Consider the following 21200-nt stretch of genomic DNA (forward strand, 5'->3'; position numbering starts at 1 on the left):
TTTTTTCCGCTATCTAAAAAACACATCACCGGCGGCAATAGACATGATCGTGCCAGCGCCGGTATCGAGCATCAACAAGCCATTATCATCAATCCCGGCGAATTGTCCGGAAATCGACCGGTCCGGTAAATTGACCGTGATCTTTTCCCCGATGCCACAGGCAATGGCGCGCCAGCGCGCGGTGATCTCGGCAATGCCGCGGCCCTGATCCCATATTTCGAGCACATCCGCCATCGCCGCGAAAAGATGAGCGAAAAGTTCCTCCGGCGAAGCCGCGCTCGCATGCTGGCGCAGGCAGGTGACGGGATAGAGCGGATTGTCCGGCATGACCGAGACATTGATGCCGATGCCAACGATCAGCGCATAACGGCTATCCGGCAGCCCCTCGCCTTCGACCAGGATGCCGCAGGTCTTCTTTCTGCCGATGAGAATATCGTTCGGCCATTTGACCTCAAGCGGTTCGCCGCCGGGGGGCAGTACCCTGCGGATGGCCTGGTGAACGGCAACGGCAACCGCCAGCGGCAGCGAGCCGAGGCGCTCCATCGGCGCCGGGTCGATCAGCAGAAGAGACGCGTAGAGATTGCCGCGTTCGGAAACCCAGAGCCTGCCGCGACGGCCGCGGCCGCCGGTCTGCCTCTCGGCCGTCACCCAGAGATTGCCGGGATCCCCCGCCCGGGCTCGGGCGAGGCATTCGCTGTTGGTGGACGATGTTTCCGACAGAGCCTCATGCCTGATATCGCCGAGCGATATCCGGCGTCGTCCGTCGGAGGCCATCAGAAGAGCGTCGCAGCGGCAAGCTCTGCCGCGCCGCCGATCGGGCCGCCGATGAGCACATAGGCGGTGACGAAGAGACCGGAGAGACCGAAGACCAGACGCAGGGCGCTGGAGACACGGGCGAATTCGCCGGTCGCTTCATCGAACCACATCAGCTTGATGACACGCAGATAATAATAGGCGCCGACGACCGAGGCGAGAACGCCGATGATGGCAAGCGCATAAAGCTTGGCTTCGATCGCAGCAACGAAGACGAAGTATTTGGCGAAGAATCCGGCGAGCGGCGGAATGCCGGCGAGCGAGAACATCAGCGCCGTCAGCACCACAGCCATGAACGGGTTGGTTGTGGAAAGGCCGGCGAGATCGTTGACGTTTTCGACGACGGTGCCGTCCTTGCGGCGCATCGACATGATGATCGCGAAGGTGCCGAGCGTCATGATCATGTAAATGACCATGTAAAGCATGACGCCGGAAACGCCGGTCTGGTTGCCGGCGGCAAGGCCGACCAGCGCATAGCCCATGTGGCCGATCGAGGAATAGGCCATCAGCCGCTTGATGTTCTTTTGGCCGATCGCGGCAAAGGAGCCGAGCAGCATCGAGGCGATCGAGATGAAGACGACGACCTGCTGCCAGTCAGCCAAGACCGGCTGAAAGGCGGTGATGACCATGCGTGTCATCATCGCCATAGCGGCAACCTTGGGGGCTGCGGCGAGGAAGGCGGTAACCGGCGTCGGCGCGCCTTCATAAACGTCCGGCGTCCACATGTGGAAGGGAACGGCCGAGATCTTAAAGGCGATGCCGGCGAGGATGAAGACCAGGCCGAAGATGAGGCCGAGCGAACGCGCGCCTTCAACCGAAAGCGCCTGGGCGATCTCGGCGAAATGGGTATGGCCGGTGAAGCCGTAGACCAGCGACATGCCGTAGAGCAGCATGCCGGAGGACAGCGCGCCGAGGACGAAATATTTGAGGCCGGCTTCGGTCGACTTCAGGCTGTCGCGGTTGATCGCGGCGACGACGTAAAGCGCCAGCGACTGCAGTTCCAGCGCGAGATAGAGCGAGATCAGGTCGTTGGCCGAGATCATCAGCAGGATGCCGAGGGTCGCAAGCACCAGCAGAACCGGGAACTCGAACTTGTCGAGCTGATTTTCGCGGGCATGCCCCATGGTCATGAACAGGGCGACCAGCGAACCGATGAGCGCCACCAGCTTCATGAAGCGCGAGAAGCCGTCAGCCATATAGACGCCGCCGAAGGCGAGGCCTTCCGCCGGCACAAAGAGCAGCCACAGACCGGATGCGAGCAGCAGGACGATGGCAAGGCCGGTGACGGCAAGGCCCGACCGCTCGCCTGAGAAGACGCCGACCATCAACAGGACCAGGGCGCCGACCGCGAGGATGAGCTCCGGCGCGGAAAGATGCAGACTGAGGAGAATTGTTTCAGCGGTCATGTCCGATAAGTCCCGTCATCATTTCATAGACAGCGCAACATTCTGCGCTGCGTGCACGGCGGCCGTGTAGTTGTTGACCAGCAGATCCACCGAGGCGGCCGTCGCATCGAAGACCGGAGCCGGATAAACGCCGAAGAAAATGGTCAGCGCGACCAGCGGATAAAGAATCAGCTGTTCGCGTCTCGAAAGATCGAGCAGCGCCTTCAGCTTTTCCTTCTCCAGGGCGCCGAAGATCACCCGGCGATAGAGCCAGAGCGCATAAGCGGCCGAGAGAATGACGCCAGTGGCGGCAAAGAGCGCGACCCAGGTGTTGACCCGGAAGACGCCGATCAGCGTCAGGAATTCGCCGATGAAGCCAGACGTGCCGGGAAGCCCGACATTGGCCATGGTGAAGACCATCATCGCCACGGCATATTTCGGCATGTTGTTGACGAGGCCGCCATAGGCGTTGATCTCGCGGGTGTGGGTACGGTCGTAGACGACGCCGACGCAGAGGAAGAGCGCGCCGGAGACGATGCCGTGCGAGAGCATCTGGAAGATCGACCCCTGAACACCCTGCATGTTGGCGGCGAAGATGCCCATGGTCACGTAGCCCATATGCGCCACCGAGGAATAGGCGATCAGCTTCTTGATATCATCCTGCATCATTGCCACCAGCGAGGTGTAGATGATGGCGATGACCGACATGGCGAAGACGAGCGGCGCGAAATAGTCGGAGGCGACCGGGAACATGCCGAGCGAGAAGCGGATGAGACCGTAGCCGCCGAGCTTCAAGAGCACACCGGCCAGGATCACCGAACCTGCCGTCGGCGCCTGAACGTGGGCGTCCGGAAGCCACGTATGGACCGGCCACATCGGCATCTTCACCGCGAACGAGGCGAAGAAGGCAAGCCAGAGCCATGTCTGCAGCGCCGGCGGGAACTTGTAGGCAAGCAGCGCGGTGATGTCGGTCGTGCCGGCCTGCCAGTACATCGCCATGATGGCGAGCAGCATCAGCACCGAGCCGAGCAGCGTATAGAGGAAGAACTTGTAGCTCGCATAGACACGGTCCTTGCCGCCCCAGACGCCGATGATCAGGAACATCGGGATGAGGCCCGCTTCGAAGAAGACGTAGAAGAGCACGATATCGAGCGAGACGAAGACGCCGACCATCATCGTTTCGAGGATGAGGAAGGCGATCATGTATTCCTTCAGGCGCTTCTCGATCGAGAGCCAGCTCGCGAGCACGCAGAAGGGCATGAGGAAGGTCGACAGAATGACGAACAGCATGGAAATGCCGTCGACGCCGACGTGGTAGCCGATGCCGGTGCCGAGCCAATCATGCTTTTCGAGCATCTGGAAGCCGGGATTGGCATTGTCGAAGCCGATCCAGATGAAGAGCGAGACGACGAAAGTGAAGACGGTGGTGATCAGCGAGATCCACAGCACGTTCTTCCGGCCGCTTTCGCTGTCGCCATTCATCAAGAGCAGGAGCACCACACCGACGAGCGGCAGGAAGGTGACCGTTGAAAGAATAGGCCAATCGGTCATCAGAAGGAACTCCCGAGCATCATCCAGGTAACGAGCGCCGCAATGCCGAGCAGCATGGCGAATGCATAGTGATAGAGGTAACCGGTCTGCAGGCGGACGACGCGGTCGGTGACGGCGACAACGCGGGCTGCCACGCCGTTCGGGCCATAGGTATCGATGACGCCGACGTCACCCTTCTTCCACAGGAAGCGGCCAAGCGCCCTTGCCGTGCGGACGAAGAGGAAGTCGTAGAGTTCGTCGAAGTACCACTTGTTGAGCAGGAAGTGGTAGAGCACCCGGTGCTGCTTGGCGAGGACGCGCGGCGTCTGCGGCGAGCGGATATACATGTACCAGGCTATGACGAAGCCGATCAGCATGGCGATGAACGGGCTCAGGCCCACGAGCGCCGGCACATGGTGGAACTCCTCGACCAGTTCGTTCTCGGCGCCGGTAAACAGCGCGCCCTTCCAGAACTCGGCATATTCCTCGCCGTAGAACCGGCCTTCGAAGATCACGCCCGCCAGCACCGCGCCGATCGCCAGGAGATAAAGCGGCACCAGCATGACCTGCGGCGATTCGTGGACGTGGTGCATGACCTCGTGCGAAGCGCGCGGCTTGCCGAAGAAGGTCATGAAGATCAGACGCCAGGAGTAGAAGCTGGTGAACAGAGCGGCAATGACGAGCAACGAGAAGGCAAAGCCCGCGACCGGCGAATGCGAGGCATAGGTCGCCTCGATGATCACGTCCTTGGAGAAGAAGCCGGCAAAGCCGATCGGCGTGAAGGGAATGCCGACGCCGGTGATCGCCAGCGTGCCGATGATCATCATCCAGAACGTTACCTTGATGTGTGGCCGCAGGCCACCCATGTAGCGCATGTCCTGCTCGCCATCGACGGCGTGGATGACCGAGCCGGCGCAGAGGAAGAGCAGCGCCTTGAAGAAGGCGTGCGTAAAGAGATGGAAGATCGCCGCGCCATAGGCCCCTACCCCCAGCGCCACGAACATGTAGCCGAGCTGCGAGCAGGTGGAATAGGCGATGACGCGCTTGATGTCGTTCTGGACCAGGCCGACAGTTGCCGCGAAGAAGGCGGTGATCGCGCCGATGACGGTAACGACGGTCAGTGCGTCGGGCGACAATTCGAAGAGCGGCGACATGCGGGCGACGAGGAAGACGCCGGCGGTGACCATGGTGGCGGCATGGATGAGGGCCGAGACCGGGGTCGGGCCTTCCATCGCGTCCGGCAGCCAGGTGTGCAGCAGGAACTGCGCCGACTTGCCCATCGCGCCCATGAATAGCAGCAGGCAGATGCCGGTCAGCGCATGCGCCTTGTCGAGCTGCATGCCGAAGAGGTTGAGGATCACTTCGCTCGCCTCGCCGCCGCCTTCATGCGGGGCGAAATTCGATGCATTAGCGAAGATCGTATCGAGGTTGATCGAGCCGAACAGCACGAAGACGCCGGCAATGCCGAGCACGAAACCGAAGTCGCCGACGCGGTTGACGATGAAAGCCTTCATCGCCGCGGCCGTCGCCGAAGGCTTCTTGAACCAGAAGCCGATCAGTAGATAGGAGGCGAGACCGACGCCTTCCCAGCCGAAGAACATCTGGGCAAGATTGTCGGCTGTCACCAGCATCAGCATGGCGAAGGTGAAGAGCGACAGATAGGCAAAGAAGCGCGGGCGATGCGGATCGGTATGCATGTAGCCGATCGAATAGATATGCACCAGCGTCGAGACCGTGTTGACCACGATCAGCATGACTGAGGTGAGCGTATCCACGCGCAGCGACCAGGAGACATCGATGCCGCCGGACTGGATCCAGCGCAGCACCTCGACCTTGATCGGCCCGCCTTCAAGATGGCCCATGCCGACGTTAAAGAAGACGATCCAGGAGAGGATGCCGGCGACGATCATCAGGCCGCTGGTGACATATTCCGAAGCCTTGGCGCCGATGGCGCGGCCGAAAAGGCCGGCGACGATCGCGCCGATCAAGGGAAGAAAGACAATAGCCTTATAGAGGAACATGAGCCACTCAGCCCTTCATCATATTGACGTCTTCGACCGCGATCGAGCCGCGGTTGCGGTAGAAGACAACGAGAATTGCAAGACCGATCGCCGCTTCGGCAGCCGCGACCGTCAGAATGAACAGCGCGAAGACCTGACCGACAATGTCGTTCAGGAAGTGAGAGAAGGCGACCATGTTGATGTTGACAGCAAGCAGGATCAGTTCGACCGACATAAGGATGACGATGACGTTCTTCCGGTTGAGGAAGATGCCGAAGACGCCGAGCGTGAAGAGGATGGCGCTGACCGTCAGGTAATGGGAAAGTCCGATGACCATGTTCTTTGTTCCTTGACCTGCCTTTAGACGCCCTGCCCGGGCTTGACCGACACCACCTCGACGGCGGTGGCGGGCGTGCGGGCAACCTGCCTTGAGATATTCTGCCGCTTGATGTTGGTGCGATGCCTCAGCGTCAGCACGATCGCGCCGATCATGGCGACCAGCAGCACCAGGCCGGCAATCTGGAAGAAATAGACGTAGTTGGTGTAAAGCACGTCGCCGAGAGCGGCCGTATTCGTACGCTCGCTGAGCGCCGGGATCGGCATGGCGACTGACTTGGCGATATCAGGCGAGATGACACTGCCGCCGATCACGACGATCAACTCGGCCGCCAGGATGATCCCGATCAACCCGCCGATCGGCGCATATTCGAGCACGCCTGCCCTTAATTCGGTGAAGTCAATGTCGAGCATCATCACCACAAAGAGGAAGAGGACGGCGACGGCGCCGACATAAACGACGAGCAGGATCATCGCCAGGAACTCGGCGCCGAGCAGCAGGAACAGGCCGGCCGCGTTGAAGAACACCAGGATCAGGAACAGAACCGAGTGAACCGGGTTCTTCGCCCAGATGACCATGAACGCCGACGCCACAGCGACAAAGGCGAAAAGATAGAAAAATAGAGCCTGCAGACCCATGTTGGTGCCTTTTTCATCTTCCCCCGGGCAGCCGGGAGTTTCCCTGCCCGATGAAGCTTCGCGGCACTCGCCGACAAAGCTCCTGTACATATTGACCGCGACAGGAGCGAGCGGCTCCATCACAGCATTTCAGATATCAATCAGCGATACGGCGAGTCGATCGCGATGTTGCGGGCGATTTCACGCTCCCACCGGTCTCCGTTATCGAGAAGGCGCGCCTTGTCGAAATAGAGCTCTTCGCGGGTTTCCGTCGCAAATTCGAAATTCGGACCTTCGACGATCGCATCGACCGGGCAGGCTTCCTGGCAGAAGCCGCAATAGATGCACTTCACCATGTCGATGTCATAGCGCACCGTGCGGCGTGTGCCGTCGTTGCGGCGCGGACCGGCCTCGATGGTGATGGCCTGGGCAGGACAGATCGCCTCGCAGAGCTTGCAGGCGATGCAGCGTTCCTCGCCGTTGGGATAACGGCGCAGCGCGTGCTCGCCGCGGAATCGCGGGGAGACCGGGCCCTTTTCGAAGGGGTAATTGATCGTCGCCTTCTGGCGGAAGAAATAGCGCATCGACAGAAAGAACGCGCCGAAGAATTCCTTCAGGAACAGCGAGTTGATGGAGCTGGACAAGCTTGCCATCTTCAACCTCCAATTTTGCCGGAAACGAGAGCAGGCATCATTACGCCCATCCCATCAGTTTCAGCACGAATGCAACGATAATCACCATAGCGAGCGACAGCGGCAGGAAGACTTTCCAGCCGAGACGCATGAGCTGGTCGTAGCGGTAGCGCGGGACGAAGGCTTTGACCATCGCGAACATGAAGAACACGAAGCATGCCTTCAGCATGAACCAGATGATGCCAGGGACCCAGTTGAGGATCCAGATATCGACCGGAGGCAGCCAGCCGCCGAGGAAGAGGATCGTCGTCAGCGAGCACATCAGGCAGACGGCGGCATATTCGCCTAGCATGAACATCATGTATGGCGAGGAGCCGTATTCGACCATGAAGCCGGCGACAAGTTCCGACTCCGCTTCCGGAAGGTCGAAAGGCGGGCGGTTCGTCTCGGCGAGCGCCGAGATAAAGAAGACGATGAACATCGGGAACAGCGACAGCCAGTGCCAGTCGAGGAACGAGGCCGGCAGGCCGAGCATGGTGCCGAGGCCATTGTGCTGCGCATTGACGATGTCGGTCAGGTTGAGCGAGCCGACGCAGAGCAGAACGGTGACGATGACGAAGCCGATCGAGACTTCATAGGACACCATCTGTGCGGCCGAGCGCAGCGCCCCGAGGAACGGGTATTTCGAATTCGAAGCCCAGCCGCCCATGATGATGCCGTAGACTTCGAGCGAGGAGATCGCGAAAATATAGAGGATGCCGACATTGATGTTGGCGATCACCCAGCCGTCGGCGAGCGGCACCACCGCCCAGGTCGACAGCGCCAGAAGCACCGTAACCAGCGGGGCCAGCAGGAACACGGCCTTGTTGGCGCCGGCCGGAATGATCGGCTCCTTGAAGACGAACTTCAGAAGGTCGGCGAAGGACTGGAACAGGCCGAAGGGACCGACGACGTTCGGACCGCGGCGCAGCTGCACCGCCGCCCAGATCTTGCGGTCGGCAAGCAGCACGTAAGCGATGAAGACGAGCAGGCAGACGAGAAGCAGCAGCGACTGACCGATCATGATGATCCCCGGCCAGACATAGGTTGAGAAGAAAGAATCCATGAGTTCCTGCCCTTACTCTGCCGCGACTTTGAAGTTGTTGCGGGCCAATGCCGAGCACTCGGCCATGACAGCCGAGGCGCGCGCTATCGGGTTCGTCAAATAGAAGTCTTTGACCGGCGACGCAAACCCTGACTTGTTCATCTTGCCGGCTTTTTTCGCGACTGCGGCAATTTGGGCGCTATCGGTTCCGGCGATCTCGTCGATGGCGGCGAAATGCGGGAAAGCGGCATAGAGCCGGCCGCGCAGCTCGCTCAGCGAATCGAAGGGAAGCTTCTTGCCGAGCACGTCCGACAGGGCGCGAATGATCGCCCAGTCCTCGCGGGCATCACCCGGCGCAAAGCCTGCGCGGTTGCCCATCTGGACACGGCCTTCGGTATTGACCCAGGTGCCGGACTTTTCGGTATAGGCTGCGGCCGGTAGGATGACGTCGGCATGGTGGGCGCCGTTATCGCCGTGCGAGCCGATATAGACGGTGAGCTTGGCCTTCTTGGCGGTGAAGTCGAGTTCGTCGGCGCCAAGCAGGAAGAGCACGTCCATAGCCGTCAGCATCTCGGCGGCGCTGACGCCCTTGGCACCGGGTACGAAGCCGAGGTCGAGGCCGCCGACGCGCGAAGCGGCAGTGTGGAGGACGGCAAAGCCGTTCCAGCCGTCGACGACCGCACCGACCGAACCGGCAAGCTTGGCGGCACTTGCGAGTACGCCGGCGCCATCGCTGCGCGACAGCGCGCCCTGGCCGATGATGATCATCGGCTTGGCGGCGTTCTTCAGGACGTCGGCGAAGGCATGACCGCCGTCGACCAGATCCTTCAGTGTGTCAGGTCCGCCGCCGAGATAGTCATAGGTGTAACGCAGTTCACTGGGCTCGCCGATGACGCCGATCGGGAACTTGCCGCGGCGCCAGCGCTTGCGGATGCGGGCATTGAGGATAGCCGCCTCGAAGCGCGGATTGGCGCCGATGATCAGCAGCGCGTCGGCCTGGTCGATGCCAGCAATTGTCGGGTTGAAAAGGTAGCTGGCGCGGCCGAGCGACGGATCGAGTGCCGTCCCATCCTGGCGACAGTCGAGATTGGCCGATCCCAGCGACTTCACCAGTTCGGAGAGCGCATACATTTCTTCGACGGAAGCGAGGTCGCCCGCGATCGCACCGATCTTGTCACCCGAGGTGGCGCTGACAGCAGCCTTGATGGCGCCGAAGGCTTCGGCCCAGCTCGCCGGCTGCAGGCGGCCGTCGCGGCGGACGTAAGGCCGGTCGAGGCGCTGCGTCTTCAAACCGTCCCAGATGAAGCGGCTCTTGTCGGAAATCCACTCTTCGTTGATCGCCTCGTTGACACGCGGCAGGATGCGCATCACTTCACGGCCACGGGTGTCGACGCGGATCGCCGAACCGACGGCATCCATGACGTCGATCGACTCGGTCTTGTTCAATTCCCAGGGGCGCGCGGTGAAAGCAAAGGGCTTGGACGTGAGCGCGCCGACCGGGCAGAGGTCGACGACGTTGCCCTGCAGTTCGGAGGTCATCGCCTGTTCGAGATAAGTAGTGATCTCGGCATCCTCGCCGCGGCCGATCAGGCCGAGCTCGGAAATGCCGGCAACCTCGGTGGTGAAGCGGACGCAGCGCGTGCAATGGATGCAGCGGTTCATCACCGTCTTGACGAGCGGGCCGATATACTTGTCCTCGACGGCGCGCTTGTCTTCCTGGTAGCGGGAGGTGTCGATGCCGAAGGCCATCGCCTGATCCTGCAGGTCGCATTCGCCGCCCTGGTCGCAGATCGGGCAATCGAGCGGATGGTTGATCAGCAGGAATTCCATCACGCCTTCGCGGGCCTTCTTGACCATCGGCGTGTTGGTGAAGACCTCGGGCAGTTCGCCATTCGGGCCGCCGCGGATGTCGCGCACGCTCATGGCGCAGGAAGCCTGCGGCTTCGGCGGGCCGCCCTTCACCTCGACAAGGCACATGCGGCAGTTGCCGGCAACCGACAGGCGTTCGTGGAAGCAGAAGCGCGGAACTTCGGCGCCGGCATCCTCACACGCCTGCAATAGCGTGAAATGATCCGGAACTTCGATCTCGTTGCCGTCAATCTTCAGTTTTGCCATCGTCGCTCAGTCCTGTTTCCCGTTTGCCTGAAGGCGGCAAACAAACCTGTTTTACAACATTCTCTTTACCGAGCCGGATCTTTCGTCCTGCTGGCAGCCGATGTCGCCCAAATTGTCTGTCGCGCGTTCCAGACGCGGAACCCGCACCGGCATCTGCAGCGTGAGGCCCCCGCCCCCTGCGCCGATCCGCCCTATCTCCGGCCGGTTGCACGGCCGGGCAGTTCATTTCCTTCTGCGGCCCCGCCCGACCAGAACCTTCGCCTGACCAATCCAGTCGTCGCGCGCGATGCGGCCGTTAAGGCCGAGCTCGGCGTCGAGCCGGGCGATATCCTCGTCGGTCCAGGCGGCAATATCGGCGAAGCCGCGAATGCCTTTGGTGTTCAACACCTGCTCCAGCTTCGGGCCGATGCCGGCGATCAGCTTGAGATCGTCGGCCTTTGCAGTCCGCTGAGCGGCTTTTGCATTCACAGCCGGCTTTGGCCGGCTCGCCGGCACCGGTTCGGCAGCCGGCTTGACGACTGTCAGCCTCGGCCCAGCCTTCCGCTCGACCGCAGGATTGTCGGCCGCGGGCTTGCTGAAAGCCTTGACGGCCGGGCGGATATTTTTCGGTCGGATATCGACTGCGGGCGCCGGTTCGTCGGGCGGCGTGTCATCAAGGGCTGCGGCGAGTTTGCCCGTCGTTTCCAGAGCGCCCTGGAAGGCTCCGAAAAAGGCGCTCGCCATCTGCGTCGAGAGGCCGAAACCGATTGCCGTTGCGGCGGCAAAGGCTGCGGCAGGGTGCGCCATCAGCGGATGCACAGGCATTGCCTGCGCGTTTTCCAGCATCTCGGCGGCAAGACGGCCGAAGCCGGCCGCGAAATCAGCGGTCTCTTCCTTCTTCCCACTCTTGGATGCCTTGTCCGTCATGATTACTCAGCCGCCTCCAAAACCGCCCCGTGGTCGAGCGCACTTGCCGTATACTGGTCGATGCGCTTTTCGATCTCGGGGCGGAAGTTACGGATCAGGCCCTGCACCGGCCATGCGGCGGCGTCGCCGAGCGCACAGATGGTGTGGCCTTCGATTTGCTTCGTCACCTGGAACAGCATGTCGATTTCGCGCTTCTGGGCATTGCCCTTGGCCATGCGCTCCATCACGCGCCACATCCAGCCAGTGCCTTCGCGGCAGGGCGTGCACTGGCCACAGCTCTCATGCTTGAAGAACGCGGAGATGCGGGCGATCGCCTTGATGACGTCGGTGGACTTGTCCATGACGATCGCGGCGGCCGTGCCGAAGGAGGAGCCGACACCGCGCAGGCCGTCGAAATCCATCGGGCAATCGATGATGTCCTTGGCCGGAACGATCGGGCAGGATGCGCCGCCCGGAATGACGGCGAGCAGGTTGTCCCAGCCGCCGCGGATGCCGCCCGCGTGGCGGTCGACCAGTTCGCGGAATGTGATGCCCATTTCCTCTTCGACGGTGCACGGCTTGTTGACGTGGCCGGAGAGCATGAACAGCTTGGTGCCGACATTGTTCGGACGGCCGATAGAAGAGAACCAGCCGGCGCCGCGGCGCAGGATCGTCGGCGCGACAGCGATCGATTCGACGTTGTTGACGGTCGTCGGGCAGCCGTAGAGACCCATATTGGCGGGGAACGGCGGCTTGAGCCGCGGCTGGCCCTTCTTGCCCTCCAGGCTCTCGAGCAGCGCGGTTTCCTCACCGCAGATATAGGCGCCGGCGCCGTGATGGACAAAGATGTCCATGTCCCAGCCGAGCTTGTTGTTCTTGCCAAGCAGGCCGTAATCATAACATTCGTCGATTGCCGCCTGTAGCGCTTCACGCTCGCGGATATATTCGCCGCGCACATAGATATAAGCGGTATTGGCGCCCATGGCGAAGCTCGCGACGACGCAGCCTTCGATCAGCGTGTGCGGATCGTGGCGCATGATATCGCGGTCCTTGCAGGTGCCGGGCTCCGATTCGTCGGCATTGACGACGAGGTAATGCGGGCGGCCGTCGCTTTCCTTCGGCATGAAGGACCATTTGAGACCCGTGGGGAAGCCTGCGCCGCCGCGGCCGCGAAGGCCGGAGGCCTTCATCTCGTTGATGATCCAATCGCGGCCCTTTTCGAGGATCTGCTTGGTGCCATCCCAGTGGCCGCGGCTCATCGCGCCCTTCAGGGACTTGTCCTTGAGGCCGTAGATGTTGGTAAAGATGCGGTCTTTATCTTGTAACATGCTTCACCTCTTACCGCGGCTTCTTGCCGAAGACCTTGATATATTCCGCTTCGCCGCCCTTGGCGAGCGCCTTGGCCTGCTTGACCCAGTCGTCACGCTCGATGCGGCCGCGGAAATTCAGGTAGCCATCGACCCATTCGCGCTCGGCCTTCTTCCAGCCTGCGACCTGCGAGAAGGTGAAGATGCCGATTTCATTCAATGTCGCCTCGATCTTCGGACCGACGCCGGAGATCATCTTCAGGTCATCCGGTGCGGCGGGCTTTTCGATGCCGGCTGGACGGTTCTTGTCGGTCAGGCTGGGCTTGGCCGCTGGAGCGGTTTCGGCCTTGGCCGCAGCAAGCGCCGGCTCGGCAGGCGCCGTGCCGGAAACCGGCTGCTGCGCGGCTGCCTTGGCATTCTTCGCTGCTGCCTTCGGCGCCGTCGCCGGCGTCTTCAAGGCGGCATTGGTCTCGGCATCGGTGCTCTTCGGGCGGCCGGCCTCGGAGGGCGGGACCGGCGCGCCGTCGACCGGTGCCGACACGGTTTCGGTATCGGCCTTCTTGGCGCGTGTCCTTGCCTTCGGCTCTTCCGTCGTCAGCGAGGTCGGGCCGCCTTCAGGTGCTGAGAATATCCGGTCGATCTGGGTGCCCGGCTTGATGCTCGCGCCATTGCCGGCGGCAAAGGTGTCGATGATCTCTTCGAGGCGCTCCGGCGTCAGGTCTTCGTAAGTGTCCTTGCCGATCATCACCATCGGGGCGTTGACGCAGGCGCCAAGACATTCGACTTCTTCCCAGGAGAGCGTGCCTTCGGCATTGCGCTCGAAGGGGTGCGCGTGGATCTTGCTCTTGCAGACCGACATCAGCGCTTCCGAGCCGCGCAGCATGCAGGGCGTCGTGCCGCAGACCTGGACATGGGCGCGCGTGCCGACAGGATGTAACTGGAACTGCGTATAGAAGGTCGCGACCTCGAGCACTCTGATATAGGCCATGTCGAGCATGTCGGCGATCTTTTCGATCGCCGCGCGCGTGACCCAGCCGTCCTGTTCCTGCGCCCGCATCAGCAGCGGAATGACCGCCGACTGCTGGCGGCCGGCGGGGTATTTCTGGATCGTCTTGTCCGCCCAGACCGCATTTTCATCGCTGAAGGCGAATGCGGCAGGCTGAAATTGATCTTCGGCTAATCGACGAACGGACATTCTTCCTCACGCCTTGTCAGTTTAGGGTTCCACACCGCGAAGCGGTCAAAGACTGCATTTCGCAGGCATAGGCCGACTGGTCTTTCTGCATAAATACGACGAATTTGCTGCCATTCGGAATGGCGGCCTTGATCTGATAGCCCTTGGACAAAAGCTCGCCCATGGACGATTGCTGCCCCGGCGGCGTCACTTCCTTATGACCCAGCGGCGTGCCGAGGGTGTCGGCCTCCTGGGCCGAAACCCCGGATGCCGCAAGAAGAATTGCGACGGCCAGCGGCAGAAGCTGCATCAGCGGTCCACCTCGCCGAAGACGATATCGAGCGAGCCAAGGACAGCAGCGACGTCGGCGAGCTGATGGCCGCGGCACATGAAGTCCATCGCCTGCAGATGGGCGTAACCCGGAGCGCGGATCTTGCAGCGATACGGCTTGTTCGAGCCGTCGGAGACGAGATAGACGCCGAACTCGCCCTTCGGCGCCTCGACGGCGGCATAAACCTCGCCGGCAGGCACGTGGTAGCCTTCGGTGTAGAGCTTGAAATGGTGGATCAGCGCCTCCATCGAGCGCTTCATCTCGCCACGCTTCGGCGGCACGACCTTGCCGTCGATCGACGAGAAAGGACCGGTCTTCGCATCCGAGAGCAGGCGATTGACGCACTGCTTCATGATGCGGACCGATTGGCGCATCTCGATCATGCGGATCAGGTAGCGGTCGTAATTGTCGCCGTTCTTGCCGATCGGGATGTCGAATTCGAGATCGGAATAACATTCGTAAGGCTGGGCGCGACGCAGGTCCCAGGCAGCGCCCGAACCGCGCACCATAACGCCGGAGAAGCCCCAGGCCCAGCAATCTTCCAGAGAGACGACGCCGATGTCGACGTTGCGCTGCTTGAAGATACGGTTGCCGGTCAAAAGGTCGTCGATGTCGTCGAGCGCCTTCAGGAACGGATCGCACCAGTCGCCGATGTCCTGCACGAGCTTTTCCGGCAAATCCTGGTGGACGCCGCCGGGACGGAAATAAGCCGCATGCATGCGCGAGCCGCTGGCGCGTTCATAGAACACCATCAGCTTTTCACGCTCTTCGAAGCCCCAGAGCGGCGGTGTCAGAGCGCCGACGTCCATGGCCTGCGTCGTAACGTTCAAGAGATGTGAGAGGATGCGGCCAATTTCCGAGTAGAGAACGCGGATCAGCTGACCACGGATCGGGATCTGGATACCGAGCAGCTTTTCCACGGCCAGCGCATAGGCATGCTCCTGGTTCATTGGCGCGACATAGTCGAGGCGATCGAAATAGGGCACCGCCTGAAGATAGGTCTTGGTCTCGATCAGCTTCTCGGTGCCGCGATGAAGCAAGCCGATATGCGGATCAACCCGCTCCACAATTTCGCCGTCAAGCTCCAGGACAAGACGAAGAACGCCGTGCGCCGCCGGATGCTGCGGTCCGAAATTGATGTTGAAGTTACGGACGTTATGTTCTGTCATTTGCAAGGCGCTCCGCTATTGCAGGCATCAGCCAGTGGGCAATAGGCAATAATGCAGTGTTTAGTTCTCACGTTCGTTCTGTCCATCCTGCAGGCGGCGAATGAGCGACCGCAGCATCTTTCCTACTTCCGTGATCAAGGAAAGCGCCAACTCGGTCTGCGACACCGTGGCTATTCCTACTCGCGCCGAGAGTATCAGATGCGTCTCCAATTCCTTCAGGGATCCTTGGGCGATTTTCAAATGGTGCACATACGCCCCGTTGCCTCGCGCCCGTAACCTTCCGCTATGTTTGCCGCGATGGACGCTGCTGAACGTCTTACCTGTGAGGTAAGGCCATAAATTTCCTCTTTGGGAAATTCTTTGGTGAGGCCGTAACATTCAACCGCGAGATCCATGGAGCGCTGCCACACCGTAAGATCCTGATAGGAATTAATCGCCGTTGCTATTCTCCCTTGTCACTACTGCCTATTGGCTTCTGCCTAATGCCTAAGAACTACTGTTTCGCCTTCTCATCGCCGGGGAGCACATATTCCGTGCCCTCCCATGGCGACATGAAGTCGAAGTTGCGGAATTCCTGCTTGAGTTCCACCGGCTCGTAAACGACGCGCTTCGCCGCGTCGTCATAACGAACTTCGACGAAACCAGTGGTCGGGAAGTCCTTGCGCAAAGGATGACCTTCGAAACCGTAGTCGGTCAGGATGCGGCGCAGGTCCGGATGGCCGGTGAAGAGCACACCGTACATGTCCCAAGTCTCACGCTCGAACCAGTCGGCGCCGGGATAGATGGGGCAAGCAGAGGGAACCGGCGTATCCTCGTCGGTCGCGACCTTGACGCGGATGCGCAGGTTCTTCTTCGGCGACAGCAGATGATAGACGACGTCGAAACGCAGTTCGCGCTGCGGCCAGTCGACGCCGCAAATGTCGATCAGGTTGACGAAACCGCACTTGGCGTCGTCACGCAGAAAGGTCAGGAGCGGGATCAGGTTTTCACCCGTCGCCGTCAGCGTCAGCTCGCCGTACTTCATCTGCGAGGCGACGATCAGGTTGCCGCGCGCTTCGCCAAGATAGGAGGCAAGCTCAGTCAGGGCTTCACTCATATGCCTTGTCCTTAACCCTTAGCGTTCGATCGTGCCGGTGCGCCGGATCTTCTTCTGCAGCAGAAGCACGCCGTAAAGCAGTGCCTCCGCCGTGGGGGGACAGCCCGGCACGTAAATATCGATCGGCACGACACGGTCGCAGCCGCGAACAACCGAATAGGAATAGTGATAATAGCCGCCGCCATTAGCACAGGAGCCCATCGAGATGACATAGCGCGGCTCAGGCATCTGGTCGTAAACCTTGCGCAGAGCCGGCGCCATCTTGTTAGTCAGCGTGCCGGCGACGATCATCACGTCGGACTGGCGCGGCGAAGCGCGCGGCGCAAAACCAAAGCGCTCGACGTCATAACGCGGCATGGAGAGCTGCATCATTTCGACAGCGCAACAGGCAAGACCAAAGGTCATCCACATCAGCGAGCCGGTACGGGCCCAGTTGATCAACTCGTCCGTCGAGGTGACGAGGAAACCCTTGTCGGCGAGTTCGTTGTTGATCTCGCCGAAAAATGCGTCGTTGCTGCCGATCGGCTTGCCAGTCGACGGATCGATGATCCCCTTCGGCTGCGGCGCGACGAGCGGCTGGTTGCTCACAGGGGTCACTCCCATTCCAGGGCTCCCTTCTTCCATTCATAGATAAAGCCGATGGTCAGCACGAGGAGGAAGACCATCATGGACCAGAAGCCGAACCAGCCGATGGCGCCGAAGGAAACGGCCCAGGGGAAGAGGAAGGCGACCTCGAGGTCGAAGATGATGAAGAGGATCGACACGAGGTAGAAGCGGATGTCGAACTTCATGCGGGCGTCGTCGAAAGCGTTGAAACCGCATTCGTAAGCCGAGAGCTTTTCCGAATCGGGCGCTTTGAAAGCCACGGCGAACGGCGCAATGAGCAGCGCCAGGCCGATAACGAGCGCAATGGCGATGAAGATAGCGATCGGAATATAGGAACTGAGCAGTTCAGTCATCATGTTCATCCTTGCTTGCCGGAGGCGCCAGGCGGCGCATTTGGGCAATTGCCCGACAAGCGAACGTGCGTTGCAACAAGCCGTGGTTAGCGCAGCCGACGCCGCGGCGCAAGACTTTTACAGAGGCAATTCGACGCGTCGCGGGCGGACATTATCAAGCAGATGCAACGATGTCGCGACAAATCCGCAGAAGTCGATTCAAGCTGCATGCCTGACCCCTGGAAACTGCATGGCTTTCGGAAGAGAATGGCGCGAGTGACGGGGCTCGAACCCGCGACCTCCGGCGTGACAGGCCGGCACTCTAACCGACTGAGCTACACCCGCGCATGACGGACGGAAGAGCCGGACGGCGGCGACTGAACGCCTGCTTTGAAATGGCGCGAGTGACGGGGCTCGAACCCGCGACCTCCGGCGTGACAGGCCGGCACTCTAACCGACTGAGCTACACCCGCACTTTATTTCAAGCAATCCGGATGCCTTCGCACCCTCACCAAAACGGCTGGCCGTTTCGATGAGCGGCTAACTACGGGGTTCGCCTTTTAGTGTCAAGCAGGTTTGGAGACAAAACCATGACAGTCGTTGAATTGTTTCGGCAAAGCCGCTGCAGGAAGAACGGAAAGCCGGCAATTCCAACCTCCGCAGCCGTAGCGAGGCACGATCGGAGCCGACAGCGCAGGCAAAATGCATAAGCCCGCGGCTCCCCCTCCCCTTTATCCACAGGCCGACCGAGCCCGTTCGGCAGCGCAGACGAGCAGACCACCGCCAAAAAAATCAAAAATTCTTCACAAACACTCTTGCGGTTTTGCCGCGATCCGCATAGATCACGGCCACCAACGCAGCAGGCCAATCGGCTTCGCCAGCGATGGGCGATTAGCTCAGTTGGTAGAGCGCCTCGTTTACACCGAGGATGTCGGGAGTTCGAGTCTCTCATCGCCCACCATTTTTCCTCTTGAGTTTCGAAGAGTAATGTCGAGCCGCAGTGATCTGCCGCGGATTGGCTCAATGCAGCTATCTGCCTCTGCAGAAGCTGTCTTACATGAACGCGATCCGACATTCGGCAAGACATTCCGGCACAGCATAGCTGTCCGGCAGGTCAAATGCGGCGCCGTCTGGGAAGCCAGGTTCCACCAAAACGGACTACTCCAGCCTCCGCGCACCTTCTATTGGGCGAATGGATGAGGGCGGGCAAAAATGAGACTATTCGTCGCCCGGAAGTCTCGCGCTTGAAGGCTTACCGCGCCGGGGGGTATTATGAGAACTCTATGCTCCGCATTGACGCTGTGCATTGCGATTGCCCTTTGCACGCCAAGCTCCATCTATGTCAGCCTGCCCGGATACGCCTTCAAGACGAATCCGAAATGCCAGCGCCACGTACCGAAGACGAAGTTTGACAGAAGGTGCGACCAGCCGATACTGGGCTTCAAGGACTTTACGCCTCCGCTTGTGACCGTCCTCGGGATCTGAAGATCCTGCTCGGCTGCCGGCAAATCATCCCTTCGCCAACTCCTGATCCACCGCCGAAACCAGCCGCGAATCATCTGCCGTCACATCGGGCGCGAAGCGGGCGGCGACTTTGCCGTCGCGGCCGATCAGGAATTTTTCGAAATTCCAGAGAATGTCGTCCTCGTCGCCGCCTGATATCCCGTGGGCATTCAGGCGTTCGCGCATCGGACCCTCGCCCGTCGTCTTCACGCCTGATTTGGTCAGCTGCCGATAGAGCGGGTGCTGGGCCTCGCCCTTGACCGACATCTTAGAAAAGATCGGGAAGGTGACGTCGTAGGTGGTGGTGCAGAAATCGAGGATCTCGGCGTCCGTGCCTGGTTCCTGGCCTTTGAAGTCGTTGGCGGGGAAAGCGGCGATGACGAAGCCGCGCTCGCGCTTTTCGCCATAGAGTCTTTCGAGCCCCTCATATTGCGGCGTGAGCCCGCATTTCGAGGCGACGTTGACAATCAGAAGCACCCTGCCCTTGTATTCATTCAGCGTGGTCTGTCGACCATCCACCGTCTTGACCGGAATATCCAGCACATTGCCCGTCATGGGAACCTCCAATTGGCACGGATCGTTCCGGGAGCTTAGCAATATCGCCGTCATTGTCATCAGGGTGAAGATCAACTCGGCGTCAGCATCCCGGCGTCGCCGTTTGGCGACACCGGGATAGCCCGTCAGGCGGGCGAGGTTTCCCGTACGTCATCGAGTAGGAAATGGACGACGAGATAATCCGTCTTGTAGTGGCGGCCGCTGTCCGAGACGGATTCGACGCTGCCACCATCCTTTGGATGCCAGGGATGATAATGAGGGTTGGTGGTGATGAGCGTGATGGCCTTGCCGGCGAACGGTCCTTCGCCCAAGCGGAAGCGCATCTCGGCGAGCGGCCAGATTCGCTCGTAATCTTCCATGGCGATGCGCGCCTTCAGCGCTTTCCGGTGCAGCGGCTCGCCGGCGCCTGCTTCTGCGGATGATTCCAGCATCACTTCTTCGGCATGGGCAATGATGGCATTGAACTCTTCGGGCCACATCCGTCTCATGAAGTCGCTCCTCCCAGGGCTCTTTCGTCATTCACAGGCGAAACTTAACCTTTTGTCCGCAAGAAGCAAATTCTTGTCATGCCGTTGTCATCCGCCTCGGCTGCTCCTACGTTCCCCTCGAACCGCACCAGGGCCGTCAGCCGCCCCAATCCCGAGATCAAAGATGAAGACACGTGAAGAAAGGCAGGCGCTGCGGGCGAGCATGCCGCGCACCCCGCTCAGCGCCCATCATATAGAAAACGCCCGGCTGCTGCCGGATCGGGGCGAACTGCTCTACCGGATCCCGAATGGCGGCATCGGCGTCGAGGTGGGAGCGGCCTTCGGCGAGTATACGGCGGAGATCCTGGAAAAGAATCGCCCGGCCCAGCTTTATCTCATCGATCCCTGGTCGATGGATCGCTACAGCTCCGGGCTCGACGCGATTCACACGAATTTCGCGGCCGAGATCGAGGCTGGCCGGCTGCACCTGATGCAAGGCACATCGCTCGACAAGCTCGCCGAATTCGAGGATGACTTCCTCGACTGGGCCTATATCGACACCGATCATTCTTTCGAGCTCACCTGGCAGGAGCTCCTGCTCTGCGAGAGGAAGGTGAAGCGCACAGGACGCATTGCCGGCCATGATTTCTGCACCGGCAACACCGTCAAACCGATCGTCTACGGTGTCGTCGAGGCGGTTGCGAAATTCTGCAAGGATTATGGCTGGCAATTCGAATTCCTGACGGTCGAATCACACGCGCATTTTTCCTATTGCCTGAAGCGCCTTTGATCAGTTCACGCCTTGCCGGAATATTGTTCGTCGCTGACCTTTTCCATCCAGTCGACATGGCTGCCGTCCAATGCCTCGTGAATGGCAATATGCGTCATCGCCGTGTCCGGGCCGGCGCCGTGCCAGTGTTTTTCGCCCGGCGCAAACCAGACGGTGTCGCCGGCGCGAATCTCGCGAATCTCCCCGCCCCAGCTCTGGGCAAGGCCCTTGCCTGAGGTGACGATCAGCGTCTGGCCGAGCGGATGCGTGTGCCAGGCGGTGCGGGCTCCGGGTTCGAAAGTGACGGAGGTTGCCTTCACCCTTGCCGGCGTCGGCGGCTCGATCAACGGATCCTGCCGAACGGCGCCGGTAAAATAGTCGGCCGGCGGCTTCGTCGAGGGGCTGGAGCCAGCGGGTTTGATCTCCATGATCGTTCCTTTCCATCCATGCTGTTGAAGCTTTACGGTGCGACGATATTTGATCGAGGCGACCG

Annotated in this window: 22 protein-coding genes, 3 tRNA genes and 1 pseudogene; 3 read left to right on the forward strand and 23 right to left on the reverse strand. The window is 60.7% G+C overall.

The features are described from left to right. Positions 1-9: 9 nt before the first annotated feature. The 20 genes and pseudogenes from CO660_RS08535 to CO660_RS08630 form a co-directional block, all read right to left on the reverse strand. On the reverse strand, positions 10-774 hold the full coding sequence (locus CO660_RS08535) for a biotin--[acetyl-CoA-carboxylase] ligase (RefSeq protein ID WP_097598364.1): 765 nt from the start codon (positions 772-774) through the stop codon (positions 10-12). Continuing rightward, positions 774-2219: an NADH-quinone oxidoreductase subunit NuoN gene (gene nuoN, locus CO660_RS08540; protein WP_097598365.1), complete on the reverse strand. Its 1446-nt coding sequence runs from the start codon at positions 2217-2219 to the stop codon at positions 774-776. The genes CO660_RS08535 and nuoN overlap by 1 nt, the downstream gene beginning before the upstream one ends. Before the next feature lie 18 nt (positions 2220-2237). Further along, positions 2238-3749 carry an NADH-quinone oxidoreductase subunit M gene (locus CO660_RS08545; RefSeq protein ID WP_097598366.1) on the reverse strand — a complete coding sequence of 504 codons (1512 nt, stop codon included), beginning with the start codon at positions 3747-3749 and terminating at the stop codon, positions 2238-2240. Continuing rightward, the gene (gene nuoL, locus CO660_RS08550) at positions 3749-5749 is read right to left on the reverse strand and encodes an NADH-quinone oxidoreductase subunit L (RefSeq protein WP_097598367.1); all 2001 of its coding nucleotides are present in this window, start codon (positions 5747-5749) and stop codon (positions 3749-3751) included. Before nuoL ends, CO660_RS08545 begins: the two co-directional genes overlap by 1 nt. A 7-nt stretch (positions 5750-5756) precedes the next feature. Next, a complete protein-coding gene (nuoK, locus tag CO660_RS08555; protein WP_010066755.1) occupies positions 5757-6065 on the reverse strand; it encodes an NADH-quinone oxidoreductase subunit NuoK in 309 nt (102 codons plus the stop codon). Positions 6066-6088: 23 nt separating this feature from the next. Continuing rightward, positions 6089-6703: an NADH-quinone oxidoreductase subunit J gene (locus CO660_RS08560; RefSeq protein WP_011424932.1), complete on the reverse strand. Its 615-nt coding sequence runs from the start codon at positions 6701-6703 to the stop codon at positions 6089-6091. 140 nt (positions 6704-6843) lie between these two features. Beyond that, positions 6844-7335 carry an NADH-quinone oxidoreductase subunit NuoI gene (gene nuoI / locus CO660_RS08565; RefSeq protein ID WP_004680064.1) on the reverse strand — a complete coding sequence of 164 codons (492 nt, stop codon included), beginning with the start codon at positions 7333-7335 and terminating at the stop codon, positions 6844-6846. 40 nt (positions 7336-7375) lie between these two features. Continuing rightward, positions 7376-8419: an NADH-quinone oxidoreductase subunit NuoH gene (gene nuoH, locus CO660_RS08570; protein ID WP_064801830.1), complete on the reverse strand. Its 1044-nt coding sequence runs from the start codon at positions 8417-8419 to the stop codon at positions 7376-7378. Between the two features lie 12 nt (positions 8420-8431). Then, complete coding sequence (nuoG, locus tag CO660_RS08575) at positions 8432-10513, reverse strand: NADH-quinone oxidoreductase subunit NuoG (protein ID WP_097598368.1); 2082 nt, start codon at positions 10511-10513, stop codon at positions 8432-8434. A gap of 222 nt (positions 10514-10735) precedes the next feature. Further along, positions 10736-11419 carry a 5' DNA nuclease gene (locus CO660_RS08580; RefSeq protein WP_097598369.1) on the reverse strand — a complete coding sequence of 228 codons (684 nt, stop codon included), beginning with the start codon at positions 11417-11419 and terminating at the stop codon, positions 10736-10738. A 2-nt stretch (positions 11420-11421) separates the two neighbouring features. Further along, on the reverse strand, positions 11422-12726 hold the full coding sequence (gene nuoF / locus CO660_RS08585) for an NADH-quinone oxidoreductase subunit NuoF (protein ID WP_064801825.1): 1305 nt from the start codon (positions 12724-12726) through the stop codon (positions 11422-11424). A gap of 10 nt (positions 12727-12736) precedes the next feature. After that, complete coding sequence (locus CO660_RS08590; RefSeq protein ID WP_097598370.1) at positions 12737-13900, reverse strand: NADH-quinone oxidoreductase subunit E; 1164 nt, start codon at positions 13898-13900, stop codon at positions 12737-12739. Between the two features lie 16 nt (positions 13901-13916). After that, positions 13917-14189: a hypothetical protein gene (locus CO660_RS08595; RefSeq protein WP_085777776.1), complete on the reverse strand. Its 273-nt coding sequence runs from the start codon at positions 14187-14189 to the stop codon at positions 13917-13919. Beyond that, positions 14189-15379 (reverse strand): NADH-quinone oxidoreductase subunit D, encoded by a 1191-nt coding sequence (locus CO660_RS08600; protein WP_097598371.1) that lies wholly within the window; start codon positions 15377-15379, stop codon positions 14189-14191. The genes CO660_RS08595 and CO660_RS08600 overlap by 1 nt, the downstream gene beginning before the upstream one ends. Before the next feature lie 60 nt (positions 15380-15439). Next, positions 15440-15825: pseudogene (locus CO660_RS08605) on the reverse strand (four helix bundle protein). Positions 15826-15872: 47 nt separating this feature from the next. Then, positions 15873-16475 (reverse strand): NADH-quinone oxidoreductase subunit C, encoded by a 603-nt coding sequence (locus tag CO660_RS08610; protein ID WP_097598372.1) that lies wholly within the window; start codon positions 16473-16475, stop codon positions 15873-15875. A gap of 18 nt (positions 16476-16493) precedes the next feature. Then, the gene (locus CO660_RS08615) at positions 16494-17078 is read right to left on the reverse strand and encodes an NADH-quinone oxidoreductase subunit B (RefSeq protein WP_064801815.1); all 585 of its coding nucleotides are present in this window, start codon (positions 17076-17078) and stop codon (positions 16494-16496) included. After that, entirely contained in the window at positions 17069-17434 is a 366-nt protein-coding gene (locus CO660_RS08620) for an NADH-quinone oxidoreductase subunit A (RefSeq protein ID WP_010055493.1), read from the reverse strand. Before CO660_RS08620 ends, CO660_RS08615 begins: the two co-directional genes overlap by 10 nt. A 247-nt stretch (positions 17435-17681) precedes the next feature. Beyond that, a tRNA-Asp gene (locus CO660_RS08625) sits at positions 17682-17758 on the reverse strand. A 51-nt stretch (positions 17759-17809) separates the two neighbouring features. Continuing rightward, positions 17810-17886, reverse strand: a tRNA-Asp gene (locus tag CO660_RS08630). A 412-nt stretch (positions 17887-18298) separates the two neighbouring features. On the opposite strand from CO660_RS08630, the gene CO660_RS08635 reads away from it, so the two are divergent. Then, a tRNA-Val gene (locus CO660_RS08635) sits at positions 18299-18374 on the forward strand. A gap of 311 nt (positions 18375-18685) precedes the next feature. After that, the gene (locus tag CO660_RS34450; RefSeq protein ID WP_085777772.1) at positions 18686-18898 is read left to right on the forward strand and encodes a hypothetical protein; all 213 of its coding nucleotides are present in this window, start codon (positions 18686-18688) and stop codon (positions 18896-18898) included. A gap of 24 nt (positions 18899-18922) precedes the next feature. On the opposite strand, the gene CO660_RS08645 is transcribed toward CO660_RS34450, so the two are convergent. Together CO660_RS08645 and CO660_RS08650 are read right to left on the reverse strand one after the other, a co-directional pair. Further along, positions 18923-19471 (reverse strand): glutathione peroxidase, encoded by a 549-nt coding sequence (locus CO660_RS08645; RefSeq protein WP_097598373.1) that lies wholly within the window; start codon positions 19469-19471, stop codon positions 18923-18925. A 125-nt stretch (positions 19472-19596) separates the two neighbouring features. Further along, positions 19597-19959: a hypothetical protein gene (locus CO660_RS08650; protein WP_085777770.1), complete on the reverse strand. Its 363-nt coding sequence runs from the start codon at positions 19957-19959 to the stop codon at positions 19597-19599. 163 nt (positions 19960-20122) lie between these two features. On the opposite strand from CO660_RS08650, the gene CO660_RS08655 reads away from it, so the two are divergent. Further along, entirely contained in the window at positions 20123-20728 is a 606-nt protein-coding gene (locus CO660_RS08655; RefSeq protein WP_097598374.1) for a class I SAM-dependent methyltransferase, read from the forward strand. A 5-nt stretch (positions 20729-20733) separates the two neighbouring features. Here CO660_RS08655 and CO660_RS08660 read toward each other — a convergent pair whose 3' ends face one another. After that, complete coding sequence (locus CO660_RS08660) at positions 20734-21135, reverse strand: cupin domain-containing protein (RefSeq protein WP_097598375.1); 402 nt, start codon at positions 21133-21135, stop codon at positions 20734-20736. Between the last annotated feature and the right edge of the window lie 65 nt (positions 21136-21200).

The organism is Rhizobium sp. L9 (assembly GCF_002531885.1).
Classification (GTDB): Bacteria; Pseudomonadota; Alphaproteobacteria; order Rhizobiales; family Rhizobiaceae; genus Rhizobium.